General features: G+C 54.5%; 22 protein-coding genes. 9 read left to right on the top strand and 13 right to left on the bottom strand.

Annotated features, from left to right (window positions below; translation table 11 throughout):
- Window positions 1-158: 158 nt before the first annotated feature.
- The gene (gene ahpC, locus LDB27_RS15850; RefSeq protein ID WP_000052802.1) at window positions 159-722 is read right to left on the bottom strand and encodes an alkyl hydroperoxide reductase subunit C; all 564 of its coding nucleotides are present in this window, start codon (window positions 720-722) and stop codon (window positions 159-161) included.
- A 440-nt stretch (window positions 723-1,162) separates the two neighbouring features.
- Between ahpC and dsbG the strand changes: the two genes are divergently transcribed.
- The 4 genes from dsbG to LDB27_RS15870 all read left to right on the top strand — a co-directional run bounded on the left by dsbG (window position 1,163) and on the right by LDB27_RS15870 (window position 5,119).
- Window positions 1,163-1,909, top strand: a complete 747-nt coding sequence (gene dsbG, locus LDB27_RS15855) for a thiol:disulfide interchange protein DsbG (RefSeq protein ID WP_000597129.1) — start codon at window positions 1,163-1,165, stop codon at window positions 1,907-1,909.
- A gap of 316 nt (window positions 1,910-2,225) precedes the next feature.
- A complete protein-coding gene (gene citR / locus LDB27_RS15860; RefSeq protein WP_000002494.1) occupies window positions 2,226-3,131 on the top strand; it encodes a DNA-binding transcriptional repressor CitR in 906 nt (301 codons plus the stop codon).
- A 162-nt stretch (window positions 3,132-3,293) separates the two neighbouring features.
- Complete coding sequence (locus LDB27_RS15865; RefSeq protein WP_000118134.1) at window positions 3,294-4,529, top strand: phosphoadenosine phosphosulfate reductase; 1,236 nt, start codon at window positions 3,294-3,296, stop codon at window positions 4,527-4,529.
- Complete coding sequence (locus tag LDB27_RS15870) at window positions 4,502-5,119, top strand: IbrB-like domain-containing protein (RefSeq protein WP_001164754.1); 618 nt, start codon at window positions 4,502-4,504, stop codon at window positions 5,117-5,119. The genes LDB27_RS15865 and LDB27_RS15870 overlap by 28 nt, the downstream gene beginning before the upstream one ends.
- Here LDB27_RS15870 and LDB27_RS15875 read toward each other — a convergent pair whose 3' ends face one another.
- On the bottom strand, window positions 5,120-6,280 hold the full coding sequence (locus LDB27_RS15875) for a pyridoxal phosphate-dependent aminotransferase (protein ID WP_001245591.1): 1,161 nt from the start codon (window positions 6,278-6,280) through the stop codon (window positions 5,120-5,122).
- Window positions 6,281-6,406: 126 nt separating this feature from the next.
- Between LDB27_RS15875 and LDB27_RS15880 the strand changes: the two genes are divergently transcribed.
- Complete coding sequence (locus LDB27_RS15880) at window positions 6,407-7,495, top strand: oxidoreductase (protein ID WP_001016864.1); 1,089 nt, start codon at window positions 6,407-6,409, stop codon at window positions 7,493-7,495.
- Window positions 7,496-7,530: 35 nt separating this feature from the next.
- Here LDB27_RS15880 and LDB27_RS15885 read toward each other — a convergent pair whose 3' ends face one another.
- The 7 genes from LDB27_RS15885 to entC form a co-directional block, all read right to left on the bottom strand.
- Complete coding sequence (locus LDB27_RS15885; RefSeq protein WP_000460619.1) at window positions 7,531-7,728, bottom strand: YbdD/YjiX family protein; 198 nt, start codon at window positions 7,726-7,728, stop codon at window positions 7,531-7,533.
- A 63-nt stretch (window positions 7,729-7,791) separates the two neighbouring features.
- On the bottom strand, window positions 7,792-9,897 hold the full coding sequence (gene cstA / locus LDB27_RS15890; RefSeq protein ID WP_001043108.1) for a pyruvate/proton symporter CstA: 2,106 nt from the start codon (window positions 9,895-9,897) through the stop codon (window positions 7,792-7,794).
- Window positions 9,898-10,078: 181 nt separating this feature from the next.
- Complete coding sequence (gene entH / locus LDB27_RS15895) at window positions 10,079-10,492, bottom strand: proofreading thioesterase EntH (protein ID WP_000637967.1); 414 nt, start codon at window positions 10,490-10,492, stop codon at window positions 10,079-10,081.
- Between the two features lie 2 nt (window positions 10,493-10,494).
- Window positions 10,495-11,250, bottom strand: coding sequence for a 2,3-dihydro-2,3-dihydroxybenzoate dehydrogenase EntA (gene entA / locus LDB27_RS15900; protein WP_000135722.1), 756 nt, complete (start codon window positions 11,248-11,250; stop codon window positions 10,495-10,497).
- Window positions 11,250-12,107, bottom strand: a complete 858-nt coding sequence (locus LDB27_RS15905; RefSeq protein WP_001007171.1) for an isochorismatase — start codon at window positions 12,105-12,107, stop codon at window positions 11,250-11,252. Before LDB27_RS15905 ends, entA begins: the two co-directional genes overlap by 1 nt.
- Window positions 12,108-12,120: 13 nt before the next feature.
- A complete protein-coding gene (gene entE, locus LDB27_RS15910) occupies window positions 12,121-13,731 on the bottom strand; it encodes a (2,3-dihydroxybenzoyl)adenylate synthase EntE (RefSeq protein ID WP_001222460.1) in 1,611 nt (536 codons plus the stop codon).
- Between the two features lie 9 nt (window positions 13,732-13,740).
- Window positions 13,741-14,916 carry an isochorismate synthase EntC gene (gene entC / locus LDB27_RS15915; RefSeq protein WP_000367597.1) on the bottom strand — a complete coding sequence of 392 codons (1,176 nt, stop codon included), beginning with the start codon at window positions 14,914-14,916 and terminating at the stop codon, window positions 13,741-13,743.
- Window positions 14,917-15,224: 308 nt separating this feature from the next.
- Between entC and fepB the strand changes: the two genes are divergently transcribed.
- Window positions 15,225-16,181: a Fe2+-enterobactin ABC transporter substrate-binding protein gene (gene fepB, locus LDB27_RS15920; protein ID WP_001238994.1), complete on the top strand. Its 957-nt coding sequence runs from the start codon at window positions 15,225-15,227 to the stop codon at window positions 16,179-16,181.
- 62 nt (window positions 16,182-16,243) lie between these two features.
- On the opposite strand, the gene entS is transcribed toward fepB, so the two are convergent.
- Entirely contained in the window at window positions 16,244-17,488 is a 1,245-nt protein-coding gene (gene entS / locus LDB27_RS15925) for an enterobactin transporter EntS (protein ID WP_001081668.1), read from the bottom strand.
- A 110-nt stretch (window positions 17,489-17,598) separates the two neighbouring features.
- Here entS and fepD point away from each other — a divergent pair, with 110 nt between their 5' ends.
- Genes fepD through fepC form a run of 3 tightly spaced genes read left to right on the top strand, consistent with a single transcriptional unit; the run spans window position 17,599 to window position 20,386 of the window.
- A complete protein-coding gene (gene fepD / locus LDB27_RS15930; RefSeq protein WP_001277879.1) occupies window positions 17,599-18,606 on the top strand; it encodes a Fe(3+)-siderophore ABC transporter permease in 1,008 nt (335 codons plus the stop codon).
- A complete protein-coding gene (fepG, locus tag LDB27_RS15935; protein WP_000480064.1) occupies window positions 18,606-19,595 on the top strand; it encodes an iron-enterobactin ABC transporter permease in 990 nt (329 codons plus the stop codon). Before fepD ends, fepG begins: the two co-directional genes overlap by 1 nt.
- Entirely contained in the window at window positions 19,592-20,386 is a 795-nt protein-coding gene (gene fepC / locus LDB27_RS15940; RefSeq protein WP_000140622.1) for an iron-enterobactin ABC transporter ATP-binding protein, read from the top strand. Before fepG ends, fepC begins: the two co-directional genes overlap by 4 nt.
- Before the next feature lie 53 nt (window positions 20,387-20,439).
- On the opposite strand, the gene wzz(fepE) is transcribed toward fepC, so the two are convergent.
- The 3 genes from wzz(fepE) to LDB27_RS15955 all read right to left on the bottom strand — a co-directional run bounded on the left by wzz(fepE) (window position 20,440) and on the right by LDB27_RS15955 (window position 25,925).
- Window positions 20,440-21,576, bottom strand: coding sequence for an LPS O-antigen length regulator Wzz(fepE) (gene wzz(fepE) / locus LDB27_RS15945; RefSeq protein WP_001139570.1), 1,137 nt, complete (start codon window positions 21,574-21,576; stop codon window positions 20,440-20,442).
- Between the two features lie 249 nt (window positions 21,577-21,825).
- Window positions 21,826-25,710, bottom strand: a complete 3,885-nt coding sequence (entF, locus tag LDB27_RS15950) for an enterobactin non-ribosomal peptide synthetase EntF (protein WP_000194142.1) — start codon at window positions 25,708-25,710, stop codon at window positions 21,826-21,828.
- Window positions 25,707-25,925 (bottom strand): MbtH family protein, encoded by a 219-nt coding sequence (locus tag LDB27_RS15955; protein WP_000396006.1) that lies wholly within the window; start codon window positions 25,923-25,925, stop codon window positions 25,707-25,709. The genes entF and LDB27_RS15955 overlap by 4 nt, the downstream gene beginning before the upstream one ends.
- Between the last annotated feature and the right edge of the window lie 14 nt (window positions 25,926-25,939).

Consider the following 25,939-nt stretch of genomic DNA (forward strand, 5'->3'; position numbering starts at 1 on the left):
GAAATGGGCGCGGGTGCGCCCATGACTGAAACAATTTCCAAAGTATTTCACGTCAGAGTAAGGCGGCTAGCCTGAGAATCCCCGGGAGCTTACTGAAGTAAGTGACCGGGGTGAGCAGGCGACGCCAACGCAGCTATGGCGTGAAAGACGACGGAAATTTAAATTTTACCGACCAGGTCTAAAGATGGAGCCAGAGTCGCTTCACCTTCTTTCCATTTCGCCGGGCATACTTCGCCTGGGTGAGCGGCAACATACTGTGCTGCTTTAATTTTACGCAACAGGTCAGACGCGTCACGGCCGATACCTTCAGCGGTAACTTCGATCGCCTGGATGATACCCTGCGGGTCAACAACAAAGGTCGCACGGTCTGCCAGACCTTCATCTTCACGCATGTTGTCGAAGTTACGGGTCAGGGCGCCAGTCGGGTCGCCGATCATCGCATATTTGATTTTTGCGATAGTTTCAGAGCTGCTGTGCCATGCTTTGTGCGTGAAGTGAGTATCGGTTGAGACGGAATAAACGTCTACGCCCAGCTTCTGCAGTTCTTCGTAATGGTCGGCAACGTCACCCAGTTCAGTCGGGCAAACAAAGGTAAAATCGGCCGGGTAGAAGAAGAAGACGCTCCAGCGGCCTTCGGTATCTTTCTCGGTGACTTCAATGAATTCACCGTTTTTGAACGCCTGGTTTTTGAAAGGTTTGATTTTGGTGTTAATTAAGGACATCTATACTTCCTCCGTGTTTTCGTTGAGGAGTAAGTTAACGAAATTTTGCTGATTCGGCTAATGCGTTTCCATTATCAAATCAATAAGCGTTAACTAACAACCCGATTCGGGCGACATTGTGAACACTGCGCCCTGTCAGCCATCTAAAGTAAAAAGGCCGCCTGACAGGCGGCCCCATTACCTGAACTACCCGTAGGTAACTTCAGAGCCAGTACGACTCGTCTTGCAAATTACAGACGTATTGTCTGCAACTCGAAATCCATAGCGTATATGCTGGCTAAGTGTTGCGCTCTACATTACCTTAACAAAGGCTGTAACAGCGAAAAGGATTACATCACCCCAGCATAGAAAGGGCAATCCCGGCACGCCAGCTCTTACCTATGTCTGTGATAGGCATCATCATTAATACTCTTTTCGCTTTGATCTTAAAAGGAAAAAATATGATTAAACGTACATTGCTGCTTGCTATGCTGCCCATTCTCGCCCACGCGGAAGAACTGCCTGCGCCGGTTAAAGCCATTGAAAAACAGGGCATAACAATCCTGAAATCCTTCGAGGCGCCGGGGGGCATGAAGGGCTATCTCGGAAAGTATCAGGATATGGGCGTCACGATTTACCTGACGCCGGACGGCAAACACGCGATTTCCGGCTATATGTATAATGAAAAAGGTGAAAATCTTAGCAACGCCCTGATAGAAAAAGAGATCTATGCGCCGGCCGGACGAGAAATGTGGCAGAAAATGGAAAAGGCGTCATGGATACTCGACGGTAAAAAAGACGCGCCGGTGGTGCTGTATGTCTTCGCCGACCCTTTCTGCCCCTATTGTAAGCAGTTTTGGCAGCAAGCTCGCCCGTGGGTCGAATCCGGCAAGGTACAATTACGTACGTTACTGGTCGGCGTGATTAAACCGGAAAGCCCGGCCACAGCCGCAGCGATTTTAGGCGCGAAAGACCCGGCGAAAACATGGCATGACTATGAAGCCTCCGCAGGAAAGATGAAGCTGGAGGTTCCGGCGTCCATCCCCCCGGCGCAGATGAAAGTCATTAATCAGAATCAGCAGTTAATGGACGATCTTGGCGCTAACGCGACGCCAGCAATTTATTACATGAATAAAGATAAGACGTTGCAACAGGTTGTGGGTTTACCGGAAAAAGCGCAACTGGACGCCATGATGGGGCAGCCTTAACGCAGAAATTAGCAAGGCAGAAGCTTAACCGTACCACGCCCGATAGCGCTGCGTTTGTCGGGCCAACCTCCTCCTGGCATTAACGCGACGCCAGACCAGCATATCATCCAGCACAGCTTTTTTAGACTAACGGCGTGATTATAAAAGTGTAAGTTATGTTCGTCTTTACTGTGATTATTTACTCGCTAAAATATTCATAACTGTGGTATTTTAGTTTAAATAAACTCTACATTAAGTTTAATAAACATAATTCTGGTAAATTATTGAGATTAAGTCATAATCATGGAAGATACCATGATTATGCCTGGAAGATACTATGGCTAATCTTTACGACCTTAAAAAATTTGATCTTAACTTGTTGGTTATATTTGAATGTATTTATCAACATTTAAGCATTAGCAAAGCGGCAGAAACTCTCTATATTACACCTTCTGCCGTAAGCCAGTCATTGCAACGCCTGCGCACGCAATTCAATGACCCTTTATTTATTCGTTCAGGTAAAGGAATTACGCCTACCGTAACAGGCATTAATTTACATTATCATTTAGAAAATAACCTTAACAGTCTGGAACAAACTATTAATATAATGAATCAGTCCAGTCTGAAGAAAAAGTTTATTATCTATAGCCCACAGCTGTTGATCACCCAATATGTGATGAAATTAGTTGAATATATTCGCAAAGATTCACAGGTTGAAATTGAACATCACGACATTTTGACCACTGACGAACAGCCTGAAGATCTTCTTGCCTACCGCAAAGCAGATATTGTGGTTTCAATGGCCCCACTCAATAATCGTTCTATTGTTTGTACTCACTTTAATAAGGTGGAATGTATCCTGGCTTGCAGTGAAAACCATCCCCGGCTAGGTGAAACCGCAACTATCGACGAAATTCTACAAGAGTCATTTACGCAATTCGTCGCCCGGAAAAACGATATAAAAGAGCATCATTCAGTTATCCATGATATGCTGGGGGAAAGAATAATTGGTTTCAGAAGCAAATCGCTGATAACCATCGCCAACGCCATCAGCGCCACGGAGCTTATTGGTTTTTTACCACAATCACTTGTTGACTATTACTCATCCACTATCAAACTTAAAAAAGTCTCCATACCTTTTACCATTGCTCCTGTACAACTCTATCTTATGTATAATAGAGCTTCGATGAATAATAGCGGATTTACTGAGCTCATTGAGTACATTACAAAAAAGCATGAATAAAAAGGTCAGGTAACGGGCATTAACATAAATTCAATCTATATATTTATAGAATGCATTTATTTAGTAAATATAATAAAGCATTGCAAGTTCATCTAATCTGCTTATCCTTTATGTTAATTATTTCGAATATACTGTAGTTAACACATCGGAGACTATCCAGAGATGTCGGTTTATAAAGTTCCGCTTGAGCAAAATGTTCTGGAAGCGGCTCAAGAGCGTATAATGTGGACCCTGGAAACCTTACCCCGGGTCTGCGTCTCATTTTCCGGTGGTAAAGATTCAGGACTTATGCTGCACCTGACGGCAACGTTGGCGCGCAAAATGAATAAAAAGATCCACGTTCTCTTCATTGACTGGGAAGCGCAATTCTCCTGTACCATCGCCTATATTGAATCATTACGTGAATACTACGCGGACGTTATCGAGCGTTTTTATTGGGTCGCATTACCCTTAACCACACAAAATTCCCTTTCACAATACCAGCCGGAGTGGCAGTGTTGGCAGCCGGGTGCCGACTGGGTACGACAACCGCCAGAAGATGCGATTACCGATCCGGCCTTTTTTTCCTTTTATCAACACGGCATGACCTTTGAACAGTTCGTTCGCGATTTTGCCGACTGGTTTTCAGAAAAGCGTCCTGCCGCTATGCTGGTCGGTATTCGTTCCGACGAATCCTATAACCGATTTGCCGCTATCGCTAACTCGCATAAGCTGCGCTTTGCCGACGACAAGCCCTGGACCACGTTAGCCCCTAAGGGTCACACCTGGTATATCTACCCCATCTATGACTGGAAAACCGCAGATATCTGGACCTGGTTCGCCAAAACAGGTAAACCATGTAACCCTTTGTATAATTTGATGTATCAGGCTGGCGTACCGCCCCGTTACATGCGTATTTGCGAACCGTTCGGCCCGGAACAACGACAGGGGTTATGGCTGTATCATGTTATCGAACCTGAGCGCTGGGCGGCCATGTGCGCCAGAGTCAGCGGCGTGCTCAGCGGAGGTATTTACGCTGGACAAGACAACCATTTTTATGGCCACCGGAAAATTTTAAAACCCGATCACCTTAACTGGGAAGAGTACGCGCTGCTCCTGCTACACAGTATGCCTGAAGTCACTGCCGAACATTACCGTAATAAAATCGCCGTTTATTTGCAGTGGTATAAGAAAAAAGGCATGAACACCATCCCACAGACGCAGCAGGGCGATATCGGATCGCGCGATATTCCGTCGTGGCGACGGATCTGCAAAGTTTTACTGAACAATGATTACTGGTGCCGGGCGCTGTCATTCAGTCCGACAAAACCTAAGAATTACCAGCGTTATAACGAACGTATGAAAGCTAAACGCCAGGAATGGGGGATCTTATGCAACACCGACTCACAACCGAAATAACTCACTTTCTCTCTGAACTGCCTGAAGAAGAGAGAATCGCCGCCATTAATGAATTTAGAATGGCGATACATAACGTTAGTCCTTTTCGCGATGAGCCTGTCGATTGTGTCCTGTGGGTGAAAAACGATCATATTTCGCCTAATGACTACAACCCGAATAACGTTGCGCCGCCGGAGAAAAAACTGCTGCTTAAATCGATTGAACAAGATGGGTTTACTCAGCCGATAGTGGTGGTAAAGGCCGATGCGGAGGAGTACGAGATTGTGGACGGTTTTCACCGTCATGAGCTGGGCAAAGGAAAAACGGTCCTGAAAAGGCGTCTGAAAGGCTACCTGCCGATAACGTGTCTGGACAGAGAACGTCACGAACGCATGGCGGCAACCATTCGGCATAACCGCGCGCGCGGACGCCACCAGATCCACGCCATGTCAGAAATCGTGCGCGAACTTTCTCTGCTAGGCTGGGACGAAAGCAAAATCGGCCAGGAGTTAGGTATGGACGCCGATGAAGTCCTGCGCCTGAAACAGATCAACGGCCTGCAGGAGCTTTTTGCAGACCGTCGATTCTCCAGAGCGTGGACGGTTAAATAACTACAGTTTACACAGGCGCTCTGCGGCGGCCAGCAGCGTTGATTCCTGTTTAGCGAAACATAAACGTATAAGCTGATGCGGGAAAGGGGCGGCGCAAAAGACAGAGAGCGGAATAGCGGCGACGCCGACTTCTTCGGTTAGCCACTGACAAAACTCAACGTCATTTAGCGTCGACACTGCGCTGTAATCGATTAAAAGAAAATAGGTACCTTCACAGGGCAGCACTTTTAATCGGCTTTGCGCCAGCGCGTTAACCAGCACATCGCGTTTTTTCCGGTAAAAATCGGGTAACGCGCGATAGTGTTCCGGCGCGGCGCGCAGCATATCCGCCAGCGCCAGTTGCGCCGGCGTATTGACGCAAAACGTCAGGTACTGGTGAACTTTGCGTATTTCGGCGCTAATGGCCGCAGGCGCAACGCAGTAACCAATCTTCCATCCTGTCATATGAAAGGTTTTACCAAACGATGAAACGGCAACCGCCCGCTCTCGTAACTGAGGGTGCGCCAATACGCTGGCATGACCTTCGACGGCAAAACAAATATGTTCGTACACTTCATCGCTTAACACATAAATTTCCCGCTCGCCGATAGCCTGCCACAGCGCCTCGATATCCGCCTGACACCAGACGGTAGCGGTGGGATTATGCGGCGTATTGAGGATCACCAGCCGCGTGCGCTCGCTAAGCAACGCCGAAAACGCCTGCCAGTCGACGCGAAAATGCGGCGGCGTAAGCGCTATGCGTTTTAACACGCCGCCGGAAAGCGCCACGGCCGGGGCATAGCTGTCGTAACTGGGATCGAAACAGATAACCTCATCCCCTGCCCGCACCAGCGCGGTAATCGCCGCATACAGCGCTTCTGTCGCGCCCGCCGTGACGGTGATATCACTGACGTCATCGGGTCGATAACCATATATTTCCGCCGTTTTATCGGCAATGGCCTCCCGCAGCGCCTGCGCGCCCGTCATCGGCGCATATTGATTCGCGCCCTGCGCGACATGATAAGCCAACCGCTCGTGCAAATAACGAGGACCATCAAAATCAGGGAAGCCTTGCGATAAATTTATTGCCTGATGTTTCTGCGCCAGCGCGCTCATTTGCGTAAAAATCGTGGTGCCAAGATTGGGCAATTTGCTTTTTGGAATCAGTGGGTTATTTCTCATTATCTTCATACCCGCCAGTGATGTGGTTGTTGACACACTATCACAGGGTGTTAGTATTTGGCAATCAAGACGTTTAGATGTCTAAATATAATAACAACGGTGAGAAGACCCTAAGGACAACACAACATGAACCACACTGAAATCCGCGTCGTTACCGGCCCGGCGAATTATTTTTCCCATGCTGGAAGCCTCGGAAGACTGACAGACTTTTTCACGCCGGAACAGCTTTCCCACGCCGTTTGGGTGTTCGGCGAACGCGCGATTGCCGCCGCCCGGCCTTACCTGCCGGAAGCGTTTGAACGTGCTGGCGCAAAACATCTGCAGTTTACCGGCCATTGTAGCGAACGCCATGTTGCCCAACTGGCGCACGCCTGCAACGACGATCGTCAGGTGGTGATAGGCGTCGGCGGCGGCGCGCTGCTCGATACCGCCAAAGCGCTCGCCCGCCGTCTGGCGCTGCCGTTTGTCGCTATCCCGACCATCGCGGCGACCTGCGCCGCCTGGACACCGCTTTCCGTCTGGTATAACGACGCGGGACAGGCGTTACAGTTCGAAATTTTTGATGATGCCAATTTTCTGGTGCTGGTCGAACCGCGCATTATTCTGCAGGCGCCCGATGACTATCTGTTAGCTGGCATTGGCGATACGCTGGCGAAATGGTATGAAGCCGTTGTGCTTGCGCCGCAGCCTGAAACGTTGCCTTTGACCGTAAGACTGGGCATTAACAGCGCGTGCGCTATTCGCGATCTCCTGCTGACCAGCAGCGAACAAGCATTAGCGGATAAACAGCAGCGTCGGCTGACCCAGGCATTTTGCGACGTGGTGGATGCGATTATCGCTGGCGGCGGTATGGTCGGCGGCCTCGGGGAACGCTATACCCGTGTCGCCGCCGCCCATGCGGTACACAACGGTCTGACCGTCCTGCCGCAAACGGAAAAATTCCTGCACGGAACGAAAGTGGCTTATGGCATTCTGGTGCAAAGCGCGCTACTGGGACAAGATGACGTGCTGGCGCAATTGATTGCAGCGTACCGGCGATTTCATCTGCCGGCCCGACTTAGCGAACTGGACGTGGATATTCATAACACCGCCGAGATCGATAGGGTAATCGCACATACCCTGCGCCCGGTCGAATCCATCCACTATTTACCGGTGACGTTAACGCCTGACACCCTGCGTGCGGCGTTTGAAAAAGTTGAATTTTTCAGAATATAGCCTGGTGACGTTGCGCTTATCAGGCCTGGCAACACTCAGCAGCAACGCGCGCCGCCTTTTCCACCATAGCGCGCATCCTGCCGCTCGCGGAAAAATTCTTCATAGGTCATCGGCGTCTGATCCGGATGCGTTATGCGCATATGTTCCACATAGTTGTCGTAGTCTGGCACGCCAATCATCATTTTTGCGGCCTGTCCCAGATATTTTCCGGCTTTCGAAAGCGTATCGAACATCGTTGTCACCTGTCATTCAAATGCCCTCTCCTTATTCTGGAGAGGGCTATTGATGTAAAAAGATTAGTGCGCGCCTTTCGCCTGCGTCACGATCTCATCCACATTTTCCGGCATCGGCTCATACGGCGTTTCATTCGCCGTCGGTTTATCAATCTTCAGAGCGGCCAGCGCCGTCTTAATAGAGAAGACCGCCAGCACCACGACCACCACCATAAAGAAGATTGTTAGCCCGGCATCCAGACGGTTATTGAATACCAACTGCGCGAGCTGCGATTCGGTGTACTGCGGCGGAATATTGCCGCTGTCGATCATCGCCTGGAACTTATTGGCAATGGCCAGGAAGCCGATTTTCGCATCCGGACTAAACGCTTTCTGCCAGCCCGCCGTCAGCGTACAAATCAGCAGCCAGGCCGTTGGCACCAGCGCGACCCACGCATAACGCTGACGCTTCATTTTGAACAGTACCACGGCGCAAAGCATCAGCGCCATCCCCGCCAGCATCTGGTTAGCGATGCCAAACAGCGGCCACAGGGTGTTAATACCGCCCAACGGATCGACCACGCCCTGATGGAGGAAATACCCCCACGCCAGCACGCACAATGCCGTAGCAAGCAGGTTCGCTGGCAGCGAATCGGTACGTTTCAGCCCTGGCGACACTACGCCCAACAAATCCTGCAACATAAAGCGCGCCGCACGGGTACCCGCATCCACCGCCGTCAGAATAAACAGCGCTTCAAACAGAATGGCAAAGTGATACCAGAACGCCACATCCATCATGCCGCCCAACGCGCCATGTAAAATGTAGGCCATCCCTACCGCCAGAGTTGGCGCACCGCCTGCGCGGGAGATAATGGATTGTTCGCCGACTTCATTGGCAATCTGGTGTAACGTATCCGGCGTGATAGCGAAACCCCAACTGCTGACCACCTGCGCAGCAGAAGCAACGACATCCGCAGTCCCCGCTGGCGCCAGTACCGCCATCGGGCTATTCATCGCAAAGTAAACGCCCGGATCGATAATACAGGCCGAGACCAGCGCCATAATGGCGACGAAAGATTCCATTAACATCCCGCCGTAGCCGATAAAGCAGGCCTGGCCTTCGTTGGCCAACATCTTCGGCGTCGTGCCGGAGGAGATGAGCGCATGGAAACCGGATACCGCGCCGCAGGCGATGGTGATAAACAGGAACGGGAACAGGTCGCCTGTCCAGACCGGCCCTGTACCATCAACAAATTTGGTCAGCGCTGGCATAGTCAGCGTTGGACGCATGATCAGAATCCCAACCGCCAGACCGACAATCGTACCAATTTTCAGGAAGGTAGAGAGGTAATCACGCGGCGCGAGCAGCAGCCAGACCGGCAGTACCGCCGCGACAAAACCATAACCCACCAGCATCCAGGTAAGCTGCACGCCAGTAAAATCAAAGTACGGCGCCCAGGTTGGGCTTGCCGCCACCCATCCGCCGGAAATAATAGCGAAAATAAGAAATACCAGCCCAATGACCGACACCTCGCCGATGCGCCCCGGACGCAGATAACGCAGGTAGATGCCCATAAAAATCGCCAGTGGAATGGTGAACGCGACAGTGTACGTTCCCCACGGGCTATGGGTCAGCGCTTTCACCACGATCATCGCCAGGACGGCCAGAATGATCACCATGATCATAAAGCAGGCCACCAGCGCGATCACCCCGGCCGTCGCGCCCATCTCCTCTTTAACCAGCTCGCCAAGCGAACGCCCATCGCGCCGGGTCGAGACGAACAGCACCATAAAGTCCTGCACCGCTCCCGCCAGCACAACGCCCGCCAGCAGCCAGATCATCCCCGGCAGATAGCCCATCTGCGCGGCCAGTACCGGCCCGACCAGCGGACCTGCGCCAGCAATGGCCGCAAAATGGTGACCGAACAGCACTTTTTTATCGGTCGGGACATAATCCAGACCATCATTATGACGTACCGCGGGCGTCATACGCGTTGGGTCAACCGCCAGCACTTTTTTGGCGATATAGAGCCCATAAAAACGATACGCAATAAGATAGACACAGACCGACGCCACCACGATCCATAGCGCGTTGATCTGTTCCCCACGATTTAACGCAATATAGCCCAGGGCAAACGCACCCAATACTGAGAGCGCTGTCCAGACAAGGTATTTCCCTGATTTATTCATAGTTGTTGTCCGTTTGGGTGTTCCAGAGAGATGTTACATTTTGTTTCTATAACACCTTTACCGTAATTAACAACACAACAACATGATAAAACTGGATCGTTACCCATTTTTTACATTACAGTGTTAACCAGATCACTTCCTTTCTTCATTAACGCTGCAATTGCATTTTACTTTGCCAGAACTATCCCATTACCACCGTTCCCAGGCGACAGGTGCAGCAGCGCCTCCCCTGCTCGTCAAAGAGCGTAATTTCCCAGCTTTGATTCTGCCGCCCCAGATGCAGCGGCAGGCAAACGCCGCGTACTTTCCCCTGCGAGACGGCGCGGTGATGGGTGGCGTTTAACTCGGTCCCGACCACGCACTGCCCGTCGCGGGTCATCAGATAACCCGCCATTGATCCTAACGTCTCCGCCAGCGCTGCCGATGCGCCGCCGTGTAGCAGACCAAACGGTTGATGAGTGCGGGCATCGACGGGCATTTCCGCCTCCAGCACGTCATCGCCCAGACGGGTGTAAACAATGCCCAGATGCGCCACCAGCGTGTTCTGACTGGTAGCGTTCAATTCATCCAGCGTTAAATGCCGTTTCCAGATCATCGTCAGGCTCCCAATGTTGAACCACCGTCCACCACGATATCCTGCAAGGTAATGTGGCTGGCCAGATCGGAGGCAAGAAACAAAATGGTATTGGCTATCTCCTGCGGACGGGCGATTTTACCGAGCGGAATACCGAGCTTAAACTGTTCGCCGAAACCGCGGATACGCTGCTGTTCGGCATCTTCACTCACCCATAAAGTGCGCTGCATATCGGTGTCAGTCGAACCGGGCGACACCACATTACAGCGCACCCCGCAGCCCGCCAGCTCCAGCCCTACGGTTAGCGCCAGGCTTTTCAGCGCCGCTTTAGAGGCGCCGTAGGCGCTCATACCGATACGCGGCGTATGCGCCGCATCTGAGGCTACGGTAACAATCGCCCCTCCCTGCTGACGGCGAAACTGCGTCATCGTCTGCGAAAACAGGTTAAATGCCCCGCCCACATTGACCGCAAATGTCTGCTGCCAGTCGTCGACGCTAAGCGCATCGGTCGCTCCCATACGCAAAATACCGGCGGCGTTGACCAGCACATCCAGCCGCGGCGTTTTTTGCAACACACGCTGACACACCTGCGCAACCTGTGCGGCATCCGCCACATCCATGACTTCGGTAGCAAAGGGATAATTCTCTTGCGTAAATTCACGATCGAAGCCGAACACCCGCGCCCCGGCGTCAACAAACGCCAGCGCCGTCGCGTAACCGATCCCTTTCCCCGCCCCGGTCACCCATACCGTTTTGTCTGAAAAATCAAAGCTGGCCATTACTCTACCCCGCGAGAAAGCAGCGCCCACCAGGCGTCAATGGTCGGATTTTTCGCCAGCATCACGAAGTCGATATCGCCGTGTACTTTACGCCAGCGCGCCGCCAGCCCCATCATGCGTACTGAATCCAGGCCATAATCAATCAGGTTTTCATCATCCAGCGGCTCGTCAGTCTCATCCAGCAACGGCAGAATCAACGCCCGCAGCGCCGCTTTACTGGCAGGAACCGGCGTCGGCAGCAGCGATTCAGTCATGACGACGCGACCGGAACGCCCCGCCACATAGTTCAGCGCCATCAGATGCTCTTCCCGGCTGAAATCCGCCAGCGCATCCGCCACCATAAACGGCTTAATGTCGCGCATAAACGCATCGGTAGCAGTGGTCATACAGCCAATATGCGCATACACACCGGTAATGATGAGCTGATTGCGTCCGGTATCTTTTAACATCTGTTCCAGCGGCGAGCGGTGAAACGCGCTATAACGCCACTTCACCAGCACCGTATCCGCCTCATCCGGCGTTAAGGCTTCTACCACCTTCTGCTGTTCCGGAGAGCGCGTCAGTCCCGGTCCCCACATATCATTGAGTAACGCGCGATCTTCATCGCTTTGCTCTTTCGGCTGAGCGGTGTAATAGACCGGGATATGATGTTCCTTACAGTACTGGCGCAGAGCGGTGATATTGGCAATCACCTGGTCCATCATTGGGCAGTTGCGGCCCCAAAAGCTGACAAAGTAATCCTGCATATCGTGGATGAGCAGCGCCGCGCGCTCCGGCTCAAATGCCCAGTTCACTTTGTTGGTCGGGATATCCAGTGCGGTGGGCAGCGCGTAAGACTGTAGTTTCGGAATGGCCATCTCTCTTTCTCCTTCAGAGCGGTGAACGTGACGCCAACCGCTGGCGTAATTGTTTTTTATCGACTTTACCAACCGGCGTCAGTGGCAGTGACGCAACGCACTCCACGCGATCCGGTAATTTAAATTCCGCCACGCCCTGCTCTCGCAGGAAACGGCGTACCTGTACCGCTCGCAGCGGCTCTTTTACCACCAGATATGCGCAACTTTTTTCCCCCAGCAGTTCATCTTCCATGCTGACCAGCGCCGCATGGATCACCGCCGGGTGGCGCAGTAACAGATTTTCTATCTCTTCGGCGGCTATCTTCTCGCCGCCCCGATTGATCTGATCTTTTTCACGCCCGTGAACGGTGATGTAGCCGTCTTGATCAATGGAGATCAGATCGCCGGAGCAGTAAAAACCGTTGGCGTCAAAGGCGCTGGCATTGTGTTGCGGACTGTTGAAATAGCCGCGAAAAGTATAGGGGCCGCGCGTCATCAGACGACCAATCTCGCCCGGCGGCAGTGGATTCCCGTCGGCATCCGCCACCCACACTTCGTCGTCCGGACACATGGGTCTTCCCTGGGTATTGATAATCCGTTCCGGACTATCGTCCAGCCGGGTATAGTTCACTAACCCTTCCGCCATGCCGAAAACCTGCTGCAACTGACAGCCAATTTCAGCCGGAATACGGGCGGCCAGCGTCGCAGAAAGCCGCGCGCCGCCAACCTGCAATAACCTTAATGACGCCAGCGGCGCATTGCCGCCCCACTCCTGGATAGCCTGTAGCCATAGACTGACCGCGGGCGGCACCAGCGCCGTGGCATTAATCTGGTGTTTTTCGATCAGCGGGAAACAGAGCGTGGCGCTGGGATCGGTCGCCAGCACTACCGTTCCTTTGGCGAGAAAAACGCCCAGCGCGCCCGGCGAACTCATGGCGTAGTTATGCGCGGCGGGAATCGCGCACAGAAAACGCGTCTCCTCGTTGAAACCGCAAATCTCATTGCTGCGGCGCACGCTGTAGTAATAGTCGTTATGGGTACGGGGAATAAGCTTTGGCGTGCCGGTAGTACCGCCGGAAAGCTGAAAGTAGGCCACTTCGTCAGCAGGTGATGGCGTGGCGGTGAAATCTTCCGCCGCCTGCCGCATCGCCGCGTCCAGGCTGTGATCGCCGTCGTCGTTGCGCAATAACACCACCCGCACAGAGCGGTGTTCAGCCACAAACGTGTTGAGAAAGTCCTCCCCGGCGAACAGCGTATGTTGGCGATCGGCAATCACCAGCGTCGGCGCGATCTGCATCGCATAGGCGTTAAGTTCGGTACGTTGATGGCTAAACAGCGCCAGAACGGGCGCTACGCCAAGCTTCAACAGGGCGAAAAAGGTGATATACAGTTCCGGTACATTCCCCAGTTGCACCAGAGCGGTTTCGCCAGGTTTGATGCCCTGACGGCGTAAACTGCAGGCCAGATTATCCACGGCCTGGTTGAGCTGGCGATAGCTGAATGCGCGCTCGCCTTCAATGACCGCCGTCTTATCGCTGTCAGCGTGGCGGGTCAGAATATCGGTCAACGGCACGTCTTGCCAGTAGCCTTTTTCACGATAACGGCGGGCAAATTCATCCGGCCAACGGGTGAAAGGTATACGCATCATCGTTCCTTAATGCAGTCCAAAAACGTTCAACATCGTAGAGAGCTTGACGCCGGTTTCCCGCCACTCGCCGACTGGCGAAGAGGCAGGGACAATCCCGGCGCCGGCGAACAGGCGCACCTGATTACCTTGCAATTTCGCACAACGAATCGTCACTACCCACTCGCCGTTTCCTTCGGCGTCGCACCAGCCGACAATGCCGCCAAACAGTTCACGATCGAACGGTTCCAGTTCAGCAATCAGCTTTTTCGCGACCTGATGGGGGAAACCGCTTAACGCAGGGGTCGGATGCAGCAGACAGGCCAGCGTCAGCGCGTTTTCTCCGGCGTTGGCCTTGCCCTCAAACGGCGTACCGAGATGCCATAGCGTCGGCGTGGTGATCAACTGCGGAGAGGAAGGTAATTGCAGTTCCGTGCTGCGATCGCGCAGGATCTGCTTCATCGCCTGCGTCACCAGCTCATGTTCATGGCGATCTTTTTGTGAAGCCAGCAGTCGGTTTCCCGCCTCGCGATCCAGAACGTCATCCGGCTGTCGGCGTGCCGAGCCTGCTAACGGCAGCGAACTAAACCGCTCGCCCTCTTTGCGTAGCAACAATTCGGGGCTGGCGCCCAGCAGAACGCCGCCATCCGCCAGTGGCACATGGAAGTTGTAACTAACTGGATTCTGCGCAACCAGCCGCTCCAGCAATGCTCCGCTATCCACCGCCACATCAGTGGTGATATCTATTAGCCGGGAAAGCACCACTTTATCGACGTCTGGCGTGGCGGTCAGCATAGCCGCGCGTGCGACCATTGCTTCAAAAGCATCCTGCTCCGGAATCGCCTTTCGCGCCGTCACCGTCAGTGGCTGATGGTCAGTAAAATAACGCGCCGTGCGCTGCTTTTGCTGGCGGGAAAAGGACTGCCACGCCATCGGGATAAATAGCGACGACGGCTGACGGGTATCAAAGGGGATCGCCCCCACCAGGATAGGGTTGGCGATGCCCTGCGATTTGGCCTCGGCAAACTGCTGGCGCAATTTCTGCTGGAAAGGGCTATCCGGCGAATCTCCGGCAACCGCAGGCTCGGTATAACGGGCGAAGCACCCGGAAGTGGTAAAACTGCGATACGGCGACATGAAGAAAAAGCGATCGGGAGCAAGCGTTGCCATTGTCTCCTGAGCGTCCTCGGCCAGTGACATATCCATATCATCCTCCAATGATAAAGGCTTATATACACTTCATCTTTCAAGCTGCCTCTTTGTTGGCTGCGCTCAGAAACCCCGGTCACACAGTTATCTATGCTCGCGGGGATTTCTTCCCTTGCCGTTGCGATGCTTCTTGAATGATTTTGTGTATAATAATGATTATTATTTCTATTTTTAGTGCGCTAACCTAAGAGTAAAACGTCGCTCTGTCAACTCTGGTCATGAGTTAAATGGCACTAAGGCTTGCATCTCGCTGCCGCTGACATGAAAATGAGAAGCATTAACTTTATTAATAACAGGACGCTATTGTGAGACTCCCCGCCTTTTATCGTTGGCTGCTTTTAGTGGTTGGTTTATCAATTTCAGGAATATCCTTAGCCCAGGACGCCGGTTGGCCCCGGCAAATCCAGGACAGCCGCGGCGTTCATACTCTGGACCACAAACCCGCGCGTATCGTCTCTACCAGCGTGACGTTAACAGGCTCGCTGCTGGCGATTGATGCGCCCGTCGTCGCCAGCGGGGCCACTACGCCGAATAACCGCTTTGCCGACGATCAGGGGTTTATGCGTCAGTGGAGCGACGTAGCAAAGGCTCGCCATGTCGCCCGGCTGTATATCGGCGAACCGAATGCCGAAACGGTCGCCGCGCAAATGCCGGATCTCATTTTGATTAGCGCCACCGGCGGCGACTCCGCGCTGGCGCTTTACGATCAGCTCTCCGCTATCGCGCCGACGCTCGTCATCAATTATGACGATAAAAGCTGGCAGAGTTTGCTCACGCAGCTTGGCGAGATCACCGGCCAGGAGAAACAGGCCGCCGCGCGAATAGCGGAATTTGAGGCGCAACTGACGACGGTTAAACAGCGAATCGCCCTGCCGCCGCAGCCGGTTAGCGCGCTGGTGTATACCCCTGCCGCGCATAGCGCCAATCTGTGGACGCCAGAATCAGCACAAGGCAAGCTATTGACGCAGTTAGGCTTTACGCTGGCGACATTGCCCCGAGGGCTGCAAACCAGCAAAAGCCAGGGTAAGCGCCACGATATCATTCAGCTTGGCGGTGAAAATCTGGCCGCCGGGTTAAACGGCCAATCTCTTTTCCTGTTTGCCGGCGACAACAAAGATGTCGCGGCCCTTTACGCCAATCCGCTGCTGGCGCACCTGCCAGCGGTGCAAAATAAGCGCGTCTATGCCCTGGGCACGGAGACGTTCCGTCTGGATTATTACAGCGCAACGTTGCTGCTTAACCGGCTGGCCGCCCTGTTTTAGCCTTATCGGAGTCTTATCCGACTGACCAGACCGATTTTGTCAGTCGGATAAACGCCTCTTCATCAGCCAGCATCGCTAACCGGCGGCGTCTGGCGAAAACGACGTAGCTCGCCCAGCACTAACAGCAGCAGCAAACCAATAATTACCAGCCCGAATCCACTCACGCTCGCGGAAGCGACCGGCGTCATCATTGCGCCAAGACCGCCTAACAGCGCCGCGCCGATAGCGTCTCCCGTGACGTTTTGCGCAGTCCACAGGCCGTTCATTCGCCCCAACATATTTTCCGGCGTCTGGGTTTGCAGCAGGGTATATTGTAATAACGAACTGATGGCGCTAAGCCAGCCAAACAGTGCCAGACAGATAACACCTGCGATCCAGACCGGCATGATGGCGAACAGCCCCACCGCCAGAAAAGAACCCACTGTCGAAACCAGCATAATGAGCCCCGGACGAACGCTATGCGCCAGTTGTCCGCTGGTCAGCGCGCCAATGGCCGCCCCCAGCGGAATTGCCGCATACAGCAAACCGATTTGCGCCGCCGACATCTGCCAGCTCATCGCCAGCGCCGGATAGAGGACGCGTACCGCGCTTGCCATCGTCACCAGGCCGCCAAGCAGCGCAATACCGCCGATAAGCGGACTGGCGAGCAAAAAACGAAATGCTGCCAGTAACGCGATAAATGGATTTTCCCGCGGCTGCGGAGGGACAGGCAGTCGCGGCAGCGTCAGTAACGGCAATAGCGTAATAAACGTCCCGGCGGCCGCCAGCCCATAGTTCCAGGCTACGCCGCCGCTGGCAAGCAATATGCCCCCCAACATCGGCGAAATAACCGATCCCAGACGTACCGTCAGCATGGTAATCGCGCCGGCCTGCATCAGATTTTCTCTTCCGACCAGCGCTGGCGTCGCCGCCAGTAACGCGGTCACGCCCAGAGACGCGAAAAAGCCGTCCCACAGGCCAAGGAGATATATCGCCAGCAATGACGGTTCCGGCAACATCGCGTTCACGCACAGGCCAATAAAGCCAATACCGCAAGTACCGCGCGCCAGCAGAATCACCTTTTTACGTTCGTAGCGATCGGCCAGTACGCCGCCCACCATTAAGCCAATAAACATGGCGCCGCCGGTTAACGTTACCGACAGCCCTACCTGCCAGGTGGAGTGCGTCATCATTTGGATCTGTACCGGAACCGCCACGCCAAGCAGCCCCAGCGAGACAATAGAGATAAAACGGGCCAGAAATACTGCGCGAAATGCAGGGTGCGTCTTCAACAGGCTGAGATTGAGCAGCCAGGATTGTCGATTCATTACAACGCCTTAATGCGAGTTTTTTTAAATATCCATTCAATGGCTGCACATGCTAACATAACCAAATAAGATAGATAACGATAATTACTATCATTACCAGGGAAGTTACTATGTCATGCTCATTTTCCGTGACGCGCGCGTTTGCCGTGCCCGGATTGTTGTTATTACTGAGTCTCGCCGCGGTTTTAAGCCTGGTCATTGGCGCGAAACCGCTGCCCGCCGCCGTCGTGCTGGAGGCGTTCACCGGCGTGTGCCAAAGCGCCGATTGCACCATCGTCCTGGATGCGCGTTTGCCGCGTACGCTGGCCGGATTACTGGCAGGCGGCGCGTTGGGTCTCGCCGGGGCGCTCATGCAAACACTTACTCGCAACCCGCTCGCCGACCCGGGGATTCTGGGCGTTAACAACGGCGCCAGCTTCGCCATTGTACTGGGCGCGGCGCTGTTTGGTTTCTCCACGCCGCTGGAACAGCTTTTCATGGCATTTAGCGGCGCGCTTATCGCATCGCTGATTGTCGCCTTCACCGGTAGTCAGGGCGGCGGCCAGTTAAGCCCGGTCCGCCTGACACTGGCGGGCGTGGCGCTTGGCGCGGTACTGGAAGGGCTGACCAGCGGCATCGCGCTGTTAAATCCAGAGGTCTATGACCAGCTTCGCTTCTGGCAGGCGGGATCGCTGGATATTCGCAGCCTGCAAACGTTGAAAGTCGCGCTCGCGCCCGTGGTTATCGCTGGGATCGTGGCGCTATTTCTGAGCCGAGCGCTGAACAGCCTGAGCCTCGGCAGCGATACCGCGACGGCGCTGGGGAGTAAAGTGGCGCGCACCCAACTTATCGGTTTACTGGCGATTACCGTCTTGTGCGGCAGCGCAACGGCGCTGGTTGGCCCTATCGCCTTTATTGGTCTGATGATGCCGCATATGGCGCGTTGGCTGGTGGGCGCAGACCACCGCTGGTCGCTGCCAGTGACGCTACTGGCAACCCCTGCTCTGCTGCTTTTTGCCGATATTATTGGTCGTCTGTTGGTGCCGGGCGAACTCCGCGTATCGGTTGTCAGTGCATTTATCGGCGCGCCGGTACTTATTTTTCTGGTACGCCGTAAATCGAACGGAGGCGGCCTGTGATGTTTCTTTCTCGTCGGCTTATCGTAAGCTGCCTGCTTCTGGCGGCTGGCTGCTTCGCCATTGGTTTATGGAGCCTGCAAAGCGGCGCCGTGCCTCTTGAGACCGGGCAGATTATTGCCGCGCTGTTGGGCGACGCGCCGCGTAACATCACCCTTGTCGTAACCGAATGGCGACTACCGCGCGTATTAATGGCGTTGCTGATTGGCGCTGCGCTTGGCGTCAGTGGCGCGATTTTTCAGTCGCTGATGCGTAACCCGCTAGGCAGCCCTGATGTGATGGGCTTTAATACCGGCGCCTGGAGCGGCGTACTGGTCGCAATGGTCCTGTTTGGCCAGCATCTTACCGCGATCGCGCTGGCGGCAATGGCGGGCGGTATCGTCACGTCATTGATTGTCTGGCTGCTCGCCTGGCGTAACGGGATTGAAACTTTCCGGCTGATTATCATCGGTATCGGCATCCGCGCGATGTTAGTCGCCTTTAATACCTGGCTTCTGTTGCAGGCGTCGCTGGAAACGGCGCTCACCGCCGGCTTATGGAACGCCGGGTCGCTCAACGGTCTGACATGGGCAAAAACCTGGCCTTCGGCGCCGCTGATTATTGTGATGCTGACAGGCGCCGCGCTACTGGTGCGTCGTATGCGGCTGCTGGAGATGGGCGATGACAGCGCCTGCGCGCTGGGTGTTAGCGTGGAGCGGTCACGCCTGATGCTGATGCTGGTGGCGGTGTCGCTCACCGCTGCGGCAACGGCACTGGCAGGCCCCATCTCGTTTATTGCCCTTGTCGCGCCGCACATCGCCCGCCGTCTTAGCGGCACAGCGCGCTGGGGATTAACCCAGTCGGCGCTGTGCGGCGCATTATTACTACTGGCCGCCGATGCGTGCGCGCAGCAACTGTTTATGCCTTATCAGCTTCCAGTGGGCGTGGTCACCGTCAGCCTCGGCGGTATTTACCTTATCGTCTTGTTAATTCAGGAGTCCCGCAAAAAATGACCGAATCCGTAGCCCGTTTGCGCGGCGACCAGTTAACGCTGGGTTATGGCAGCTATACCGTCGCAAAAAACCTTAATGTTTCGATTCCGGACGGTCATTTTACCGCCATCATCGGCCCTAACGGCTGCGGCAAGTCAACGTTACTACGCACGCTAAGCCGTCTGATGACGCCTGTTGACGGCCATGTCTGGCTGGATGGAGAACAAATACAGCGTTACGCCAGTAAAGAGGTGGCGCGGCGCATCGGATTGCTGGCGCAAAACGCCACTACGCCGGGCGATATCACCGTACAAGAGCTGGTCGCCAGAGGGCGGTATCCGCATCAGCCGTTATTTACCCGCTGGCGTAAGGAAGATGCCGATGCCGTCGCCAGTGCCATGCGTGCAACAGGTATCACCTCACTGGCGACGCAAAGCGTAGATACTCTGTCCGGCGGCCAACGCCAGCGGGCGTGGATAGCCATGGTGCTGGCGCAGGAAACGTCCATCATGCTGCTGGATGAGCCGACAACGTGGCTGGATATTAGCCATCAAATTGATTTGCTGGAATTGTTAAGCGATCTCAACCGCGAAAAAGGTTATACGCTCGCCGCCGTCCTGCACGACCTGAATCAAGCCTGCCGATACGCCACGCATTTGATTGCATTACGCGAAGGTAACATTGTCGCGCAGGGCGCGCCGAAAGAGATTGTTACCGCAGAGCTTATCGAAAAAATCTATGGGCTGCGCTGTATGATTATCGACGATCCGGTTGCCGGGACGCCGCTGGTGGTACCGCTGGGGCGGCGATAGTCGTTCACACAGATGACAAAGCCGGATAATCGCTATCCGGCTTTTCGTTTAAATCAGACTAACCGTTCATCTATCGCCAGCGCGTTTTCCATTTTACGCGAGACCATCGCGTGACGCAGTAATACGCCGCCGCAGGCCATCATACCGCCAATCAACGCCGCCAGAATAATAATGATCGCTTTACCCGGGCCATCTTTTTTCACTGGCAGAGACGGCGACAGTTGATATTTAAACGGGGTAAACTTCACGTCGCTCACATTCATTGCCGCCAGTTGTTCAACATGGTATTGACGGTTACGCAAATCACCGTCGATCTCGGCCACGTCCGTTACCCCTTTTTCAATTTCCAGTTTGCGGGAAATACCATCCGCGCCGAGAGAAATAGAAAAATCCGGATCATCTTTTACCGCCTGACCATTACTGTAAACCGGTCTCTTAATGCCGGCGGCGTTGGCGATTTCCAGCGAATAATGGAGACGTTGAATATTGGCATCAAGCTGGTTTTTGAGACGCACCCGATCCATCGCCAGCTTTTCCTGCTCATAGCGGGTTTTGATTTCCAGCTGGTTACGAATATTTTCCAGCGTCTCTTTCACGACGATATCAGAGATGTACTGAATATAGCCAGCCAGCACTTTTTGCGCTTCTTCCCGCGTCGGCGCGGTAAAACTCAACGTCCACGACGTGAATAATGATGTTTCATTTTTCTTGCCGGCATTACTGTCCACTGCTTTCATTTTTTCGCTCAGCACGACAATCGCCCGGTGAAGATCCTGCTCGTCTATTTGCGCGCCTTTTAATTGATCCATGACATACGGAGAAGAACGAAGATATTCTTCCAGCAGCGAGGGCGAGCTAAACTTTTTAATAAACAGATTAAATACGCTGGCCCGATCAACGCTTACCTCCATATCCAACACGCGCAGCGCGGTCAACGTTCTCTCCAGCCCCTGCCACTGTACCGACTCCGCCGGTGTGACAATCGCCTGGCTGGTCCATTTTTGCGGCAGCAGAAAGGACAGAAGCAACCCCACGCACGCAAAGGCGAAAACGGTAGCAAGAATACGACGTTTCGCCTGCCATAACACCTCTATAAGGCTAAACAAATCGATTTCATGACTGTTGGCGGGCGGCAGTGAGTAACCTGCAAGTGACTGATGTTTTTCTTGTTTTACATTAAGAGATGGCATGCCGTATGACCTGAAAACTTTATCCAATGAAAGAACACATTCCTGTCAGAGATTCTAACAGCAAGTCAGAATTATCCGAAACACTCTTTGCGCGCCAGTGCCCGAAAAGCTAAATATTCGGAATTAAACTTGCCTGTAGCATGTATCACTTATGTTAAAAGAATTAATCGTTGCAATAAAAAACCCATAATAATTAGTAATTATTATGGGTTTCAGGATTTAATTTGTTAAAGGCAGAAACAACGCCCGTTATTTATTAATGAGCTCGCTGATGATGGGCCCGATAGTTTCAAAAGCGGAGGGAGAAATAATATCTACATGCGCGCACGGCTGGCGATAAATAGCCAAAGACTCTATCCACGGCGACCAGCTCTGTTCAGGCGATACGCCTTCCGGCACCGTTTTATCCGCCACAAAGAGCGTAGCATGTCCATCAAACGGTACGCTATGCGCCGTCGTCAGCAAACGGACGGCATCCGCATAATTGCCTTCAATGGCGGTAAATAAGGCTTCGGAGGCATTTCCCTGCTGAGCGGCGACAAACGCTGCGCGTTCACGTTCAATTTCCGCCAATACGTCCGGATTGAGGCCATTCGCCTCTTTTTCCCGCCAGTTTTGCGTTTCCGGCGGCCAGGTGTCCAGTAACCCCAAAAACGCTACGGTTTCGCCGCGTGCGCGCAACCGGGCGGCGATCCCTTGCGCCAGCGTCCCGCCCAGCGAATAGCCTAATAAATAATAAGGGCCATGCGGCTGCCGGGCGAGCAAAGTCGCCAGATGATGTTCACATACCTCATCAAGGGTGGTTGCGGTTTGCATAGGGCCAGCGGGGCGCGGCGACTGAATCCCCATAATCGACCACGACGGGCTGAGATAGCGTGATAATACGCTAAATTGCCAGGCGAACCCCGACGCCGGATGGAAACAAAATAACGTTGGACCATCGCTTTCACGCAGCGGCAACAGCGGCCCGAACCCCAGATTGCGCGAGCGTTCGTCATCGTCAGTATCGAGCAGCTTACTCAACTGCGCCACGTCAGACGCCACCATCACCTGCCCCGGCGTCACCTGGCGATTAAACGTCTGGCTTAGCTGCGCGGCCAGTTTCATCGCCAGCAGCGAGTGTCCGCCCAGCGCAAAGAAATCACTTTCAACATCGTTAATCTCACAGCCCAGCAGGCGGGAAAACGCCGCGGCGACAGCAATCTCCGTTGCGGACTGCGGCGCACGCCCTTTCACGCGCGGCGTCAGGTCCGGCAGCGGCAGGGCTTTGCGATCCAGCTTGCCATTAGCGCTAAGCGGCAAGCTGGCAAGTTGCAACAGCACAACTGGCACCATATGCGCGGGAAGTTTTTGGCGTAATTTTTCCTGCAGCGCTGGTAAATCCAGCGGCAAACCGGAGTGCGACACCAGATAGCCGACCAGTTGCCGGGCATCCCCGCCCGTCGCCGCCGCCTGATTAAAGACGCAGGCATGTGCTACCGCCTGTTCAACATCCGGCAGCGTTTGCATGACGCGGTCAATCTCGCCCAGTTCAATACGTTGCCCCCGAATTTTGAGCTGATCGTCGCTGCGCCCCAGGTACTCCACCGCGCCGGAATCCAGCCAGCGCGCCACATCTCCGGTACGGTACATCCGTTCGCCTGGCGCAAAAGGATCGGCGATAAAACGGCTGGCGGTAAGATCCGGACGCCCCAGATAGCCCTGCGCCAGTTGGATACCGGTAAGATAGAGATCGCCAGCCACGCCCGGCGGCACCGGCTGCATATGCGCATCGAGAATACGCAAACCGGTATTCCAGACGGGATAACCAATCGGGATACTGTTGCCGTCAACAGCCGCCAGCTCATCGCCACAGGCCGGATACCAGCTCACATCCACCGCGGCCTCCGTTGGCCCGTACAGATTGTGTAGCGGCGCGTTGGTTAACGTCTCCCATTCGCGGCACAGCGCCGTCGGCAGGGCCTCGCCACTACAGAAAACGCGCTTTAAGGAAGCGCAGCTTTTCCCAGCCGACGCTGGCGTGAGCGAGGCAATAAAGGCCGCCAGCATCGACGGCACAAAATGGGTGGTCGTAACACCGTATTGCGCAAAGAACCGCTGCATCGCGAGCGGGTCGCGGTGCGCTTCCGGTTCAGCCATCACTAGTTTCGCCCCGGCGATAAACGGCCAGAAAAACTCCCATACTGAGACGTCAAAACTGCACGGCGTTTTTTGCGCTACTACATCATCCGCCGTCAACGGATAGTGATCCTGCATCCACAGCAGCCGGTTGACTATCGCCGTTTGTCCCACCATCACCCCTTTCGGCCTGCCCGTCGAGCCAGAGGTGAAAATGATGTAAGCGGTATGATGCGGTAATGACAGCCCCAGCGGAGTGGCGTCACTGACCGATAGCGGTTGGCTATAACACAAATATTCCATCCCCGGAATATCGTGAAAGCGCGCCAGCTGCGCCTGAGTCGTAATTAACAGTTTCGGCTGCGCATCTTCCAGCATCATTCGCAGCCGATCGTCAGGATAACCGGTATCCAGCGGCAGCCAGGCGGCGCCCGCCTCGACAATGCCATGCAGCGCTAAGGTCAGGAAAACCGACCGCGGCAACGCCACCGCCACGCTATCGCCAGGCTGAACGCCGCGTTCCCGCAGCGCGTATGCCAGCGCCACAACCTGTTCACGCATTTCACGGTAGGTAAAGTGATAATGCGCATCTGCCAACGCGGCAGCCTCTGGCGTTTTTTGCGCCTGCTGCGCCACCAAATCGCTAAGCGTGGCGGTGGGAATCGTTACCGCCGTATTATTAAGGTGTGTTAATTGCGTTTGTTCTTCCGCCAGCAGCATTTGCGCATCGCCGCAGCGCAGCGCCGGGTTATCCGCAAACTGCGTGATAAGCGCCATCAATCGTAAGGCATGGCGGGAGAGCGTGGCATCATCGTAACGCTGTGCATTCGCCAGCAATTCAATATCCAGACCGCCGTTTTCATCCGGAAAAAGCGCCAGTTCAAGATCGTTAACCGGCCCCGTCGCCAGGGTATGGGTTTGCGCCTGTATGCCAGGAAGATCCAGATGATAATCAAATACTTTTATGTTGAGCACCGGGCCAAATAGCGGCGTCTCCCCTGCGGCTCGCCCGCTATCGCGTACAATCTGTTCGGCGTCGTAACGCTGGTGGCGGCGCATCTTCTTTAACTGCGCCGCAAGACGCTTCGCCAGCGTTGGCAGATCTTCCGTCGCATGAAGGTTAACCGCCAGCGGCAACACGTTAAGGACAGGCCCGGTCGCCGTTAACGCCGCTGAGCCCATCCGCCGCATAAAGATAAATCCGGCGGCATAATCCATACGCCCGCATAATCGTCCCAGCCACAACGTCACCAGCGCCAGGGCAAGATCCGCTCGCGGTATCTCAGGCATGTGCGCCGCCAGTTGGCGAAACGCCCCCTCCGGCGCGCTCAATTTCATACGCAGAATATCCGCGCTCGCCGACCGCCCCGGCAGCGGCGCGGCAGACATTGACGCCGGCGGCGGCAGCTCGCGGCGCTGCTGCGCCCAGAAGGCGCCGTCACGCTGCCAGGCCTCGCTCTGGCGATAGCGCTGATATTCCTCGACCACATCCGCAAAGGGGGTAAAAGGCGACTCCGGTGTAGGGGCCTCGCTCTGCCAGGCGCGATAAATCGCCGCAATCTGGCGGGTTATCGCCGGGAAGCTAAAGCCATCCACCAGCAAATGGTGATAGCGCTGATACCAATACCAGCGGGTATCATCAATGCGGATTAACTGGTGAAAAGCCAGCGGCTTACCGCTATCTGCGCGCAGGTTTTGCCGTAAATCCGCCTGCATTAACGTCAGCGCCGCGTGATGCGGATCGGGCTGGTCGCGTAAATCGGCAATCGGGGGCTCGCCGAAGGTGCGCTCAGGATCTATCCATTGCCAGACCTCGCCGTTCTCTTCGGTAAAACGCATCCGTAGCGTATCCGCCTGTTGCATCCCTATCGCTACCGCTTTTGCCAGCAAGGGGGCATCCAGCTCGCCATTCAGTTCCACGTAGTGCGCCACGCTCCAGGCGGAGGGTAAATCAGAGAGTTTTTCCGCCATCCAGATCCCTGGCTGGGCGGCGACTAACGGTAAACGCTGCGTCATTTCGCCTCCTGCTTATCGGCATAATGGGCCGGATTCAGTGTTGTCCAGCGCGTATTAAGCCACTGCTGGCACGCGTCCTGCGATTGCGGTTCGCATACCACGTCCCAGCCTGCGGGAAGCGCGCACGCCGCTGGCCAAAGGCTGAATTGACGCTGCGCATTTTGCAGGATGTAAAACTGTCCCTGCGGATTATCGAAGGGATTACTGAATTCCATACTCAACTCCTGTC

Source organism: Salmonella sp. JXY0409-18 (assembly GCF_020268625.1).
Taxonomy (GTDB): Bacteria; Pseudomonadota; Gammaproteobacteria; order Enterobacterales; family Enterobacteriaceae; genus Salmonella; species Salmonella enterica.

Excerpts from the sequence above, each read along its gene's own strand:
- ahpC (WP_000052802.1), bottom strand. The coding sequence starts at position 722 with ATGTCCTTAATTAACACCAAAATCAAACCTTTCAAAAACCAGGCGTTC.
- dsbG (WP_000597129.1), top strand. The coding sequence starts at position 1,163 with ATGATTAAACGTACATTGCTGCTTGCTATGCTGCCCATTCTCGCCCAC.
- citR (WP_000002494.1), top strand. The coding sequence starts at position 2,226 with ATGGCTAATCTTTACGACCTTAAAAAATTTGATCTTAACTTGTTGGTT.
- LDB27_RS15865 (WP_000118134.1), top strand. The coding sequence starts at position 3,294 with ATGTCGGTTTATAAAGTTCCGCTTGAGCAAAATGTTCTGGAAGCGGCT.
- LDB27_RS15870 (WP_001164754.1), top strand. The coding sequence starts at position 4,502 with ATGCAACACCGACTCACAACCGAAATAACTCACTTTCTCTCTGAACTG.
- LDB27_RS15875 (WP_001245591.1), bottom strand. The coding sequence starts at position 6,280 with ATGAGAAATAACCCACTGATTCCAAAAAGCAAATTGCCCAATCTTGGC.
- LDB27_RS15880 (WP_001016864.1), top strand. The coding sequence starts at position 6,407 with ATGAACCACACTGAAATCCGCGTCGTTACCGGCCCGGCGAATTATTTT.
- LDB27_RS15885 (WP_000460619.1), bottom strand. The coding sequence starts at position 7,728 with ATGTTCGATACGCTTTCGAAAGCCGGAAAATATCTGGGACAGGCCGCA.
- cstA (WP_001043108.1), bottom strand. The coding sequence starts at position 9,897 with ATGAATAAATCAGGGAAATACCTTGTCTGGACAGCGCTCTCAGTATTG.
- entH (WP_000637967.1), bottom strand. The coding sequence starts at position 10,492 with ATGATCTGGAAACGGCATTTAACGCTGGATGAATTGAACGCTACCAGT.
- entA (WP_000135722.1), bottom strand. The coding sequence starts at position 11,250 with ATGGCCAGCTTTGATTTTTCAGACAAAACGGTATGGGTGACCGGGGCG.
- LDB27_RS15905 (WP_001007171.1), bottom strand. The coding sequence starts at position 12,107 with ATGGCCATTCCGAAACTACAGTCTTACGCGCTGCCCACCGCACTGGAT.
- entE (WP_001222460.1), bottom strand. The coding sequence starts at position 13,731 with ATGCGTATACCTTTCACCCGTTGGCCGGATGAATTTGCCCGCCGTTAT.
- entC (WP_000367597.1), bottom strand. The coding sequence starts at position 14,916 with ATGGATATGTCACTGGCCGAGGACGCTCAGGAGACAATGGCAACGCTT.
- entS (WP_001081668.1), bottom strand. The coding sequence starts at position 17,488 with ATGAATCGACAATCCTGGCTGCTCAATCTCAGCCTGTTGAAGACGCAC.
- fepD (WP_001277879.1), top strand. The coding sequence starts at position 17,599 with ATGTCATGCTCATTTTCCGTGACGCGCGCGTTTGCCGTGCCCGGATTG.
- fepG (WP_000480064.1), top strand. The coding sequence starts at position 18,606 with ATGTTTCTTTCTCGTCGGCTTATCGTAAGCTGCCTGCTTCTGGCGGCT.
- fepC (WP_000140622.1), top strand. The coding sequence starts at position 19,592 with ATGACCGAATCCGTAGCCCGTTTGCGCGGCGACCAGTTAACGCTGGGT.
- entF (WP_000194142.1), bottom strand. The coding sequence starts at position 25,710 with ATGACGCAGCGTTTACCGTTAGTCGCCGCCCAGCCAGGGATCTGGATG.
- LDB27_RS15955 (WP_000396006.1), bottom strand. The coding sequence starts at position 25,925 with ATGGAATTCAGTAATCCCTTCGATAATCCGCAGGGACAGTTTTACATC.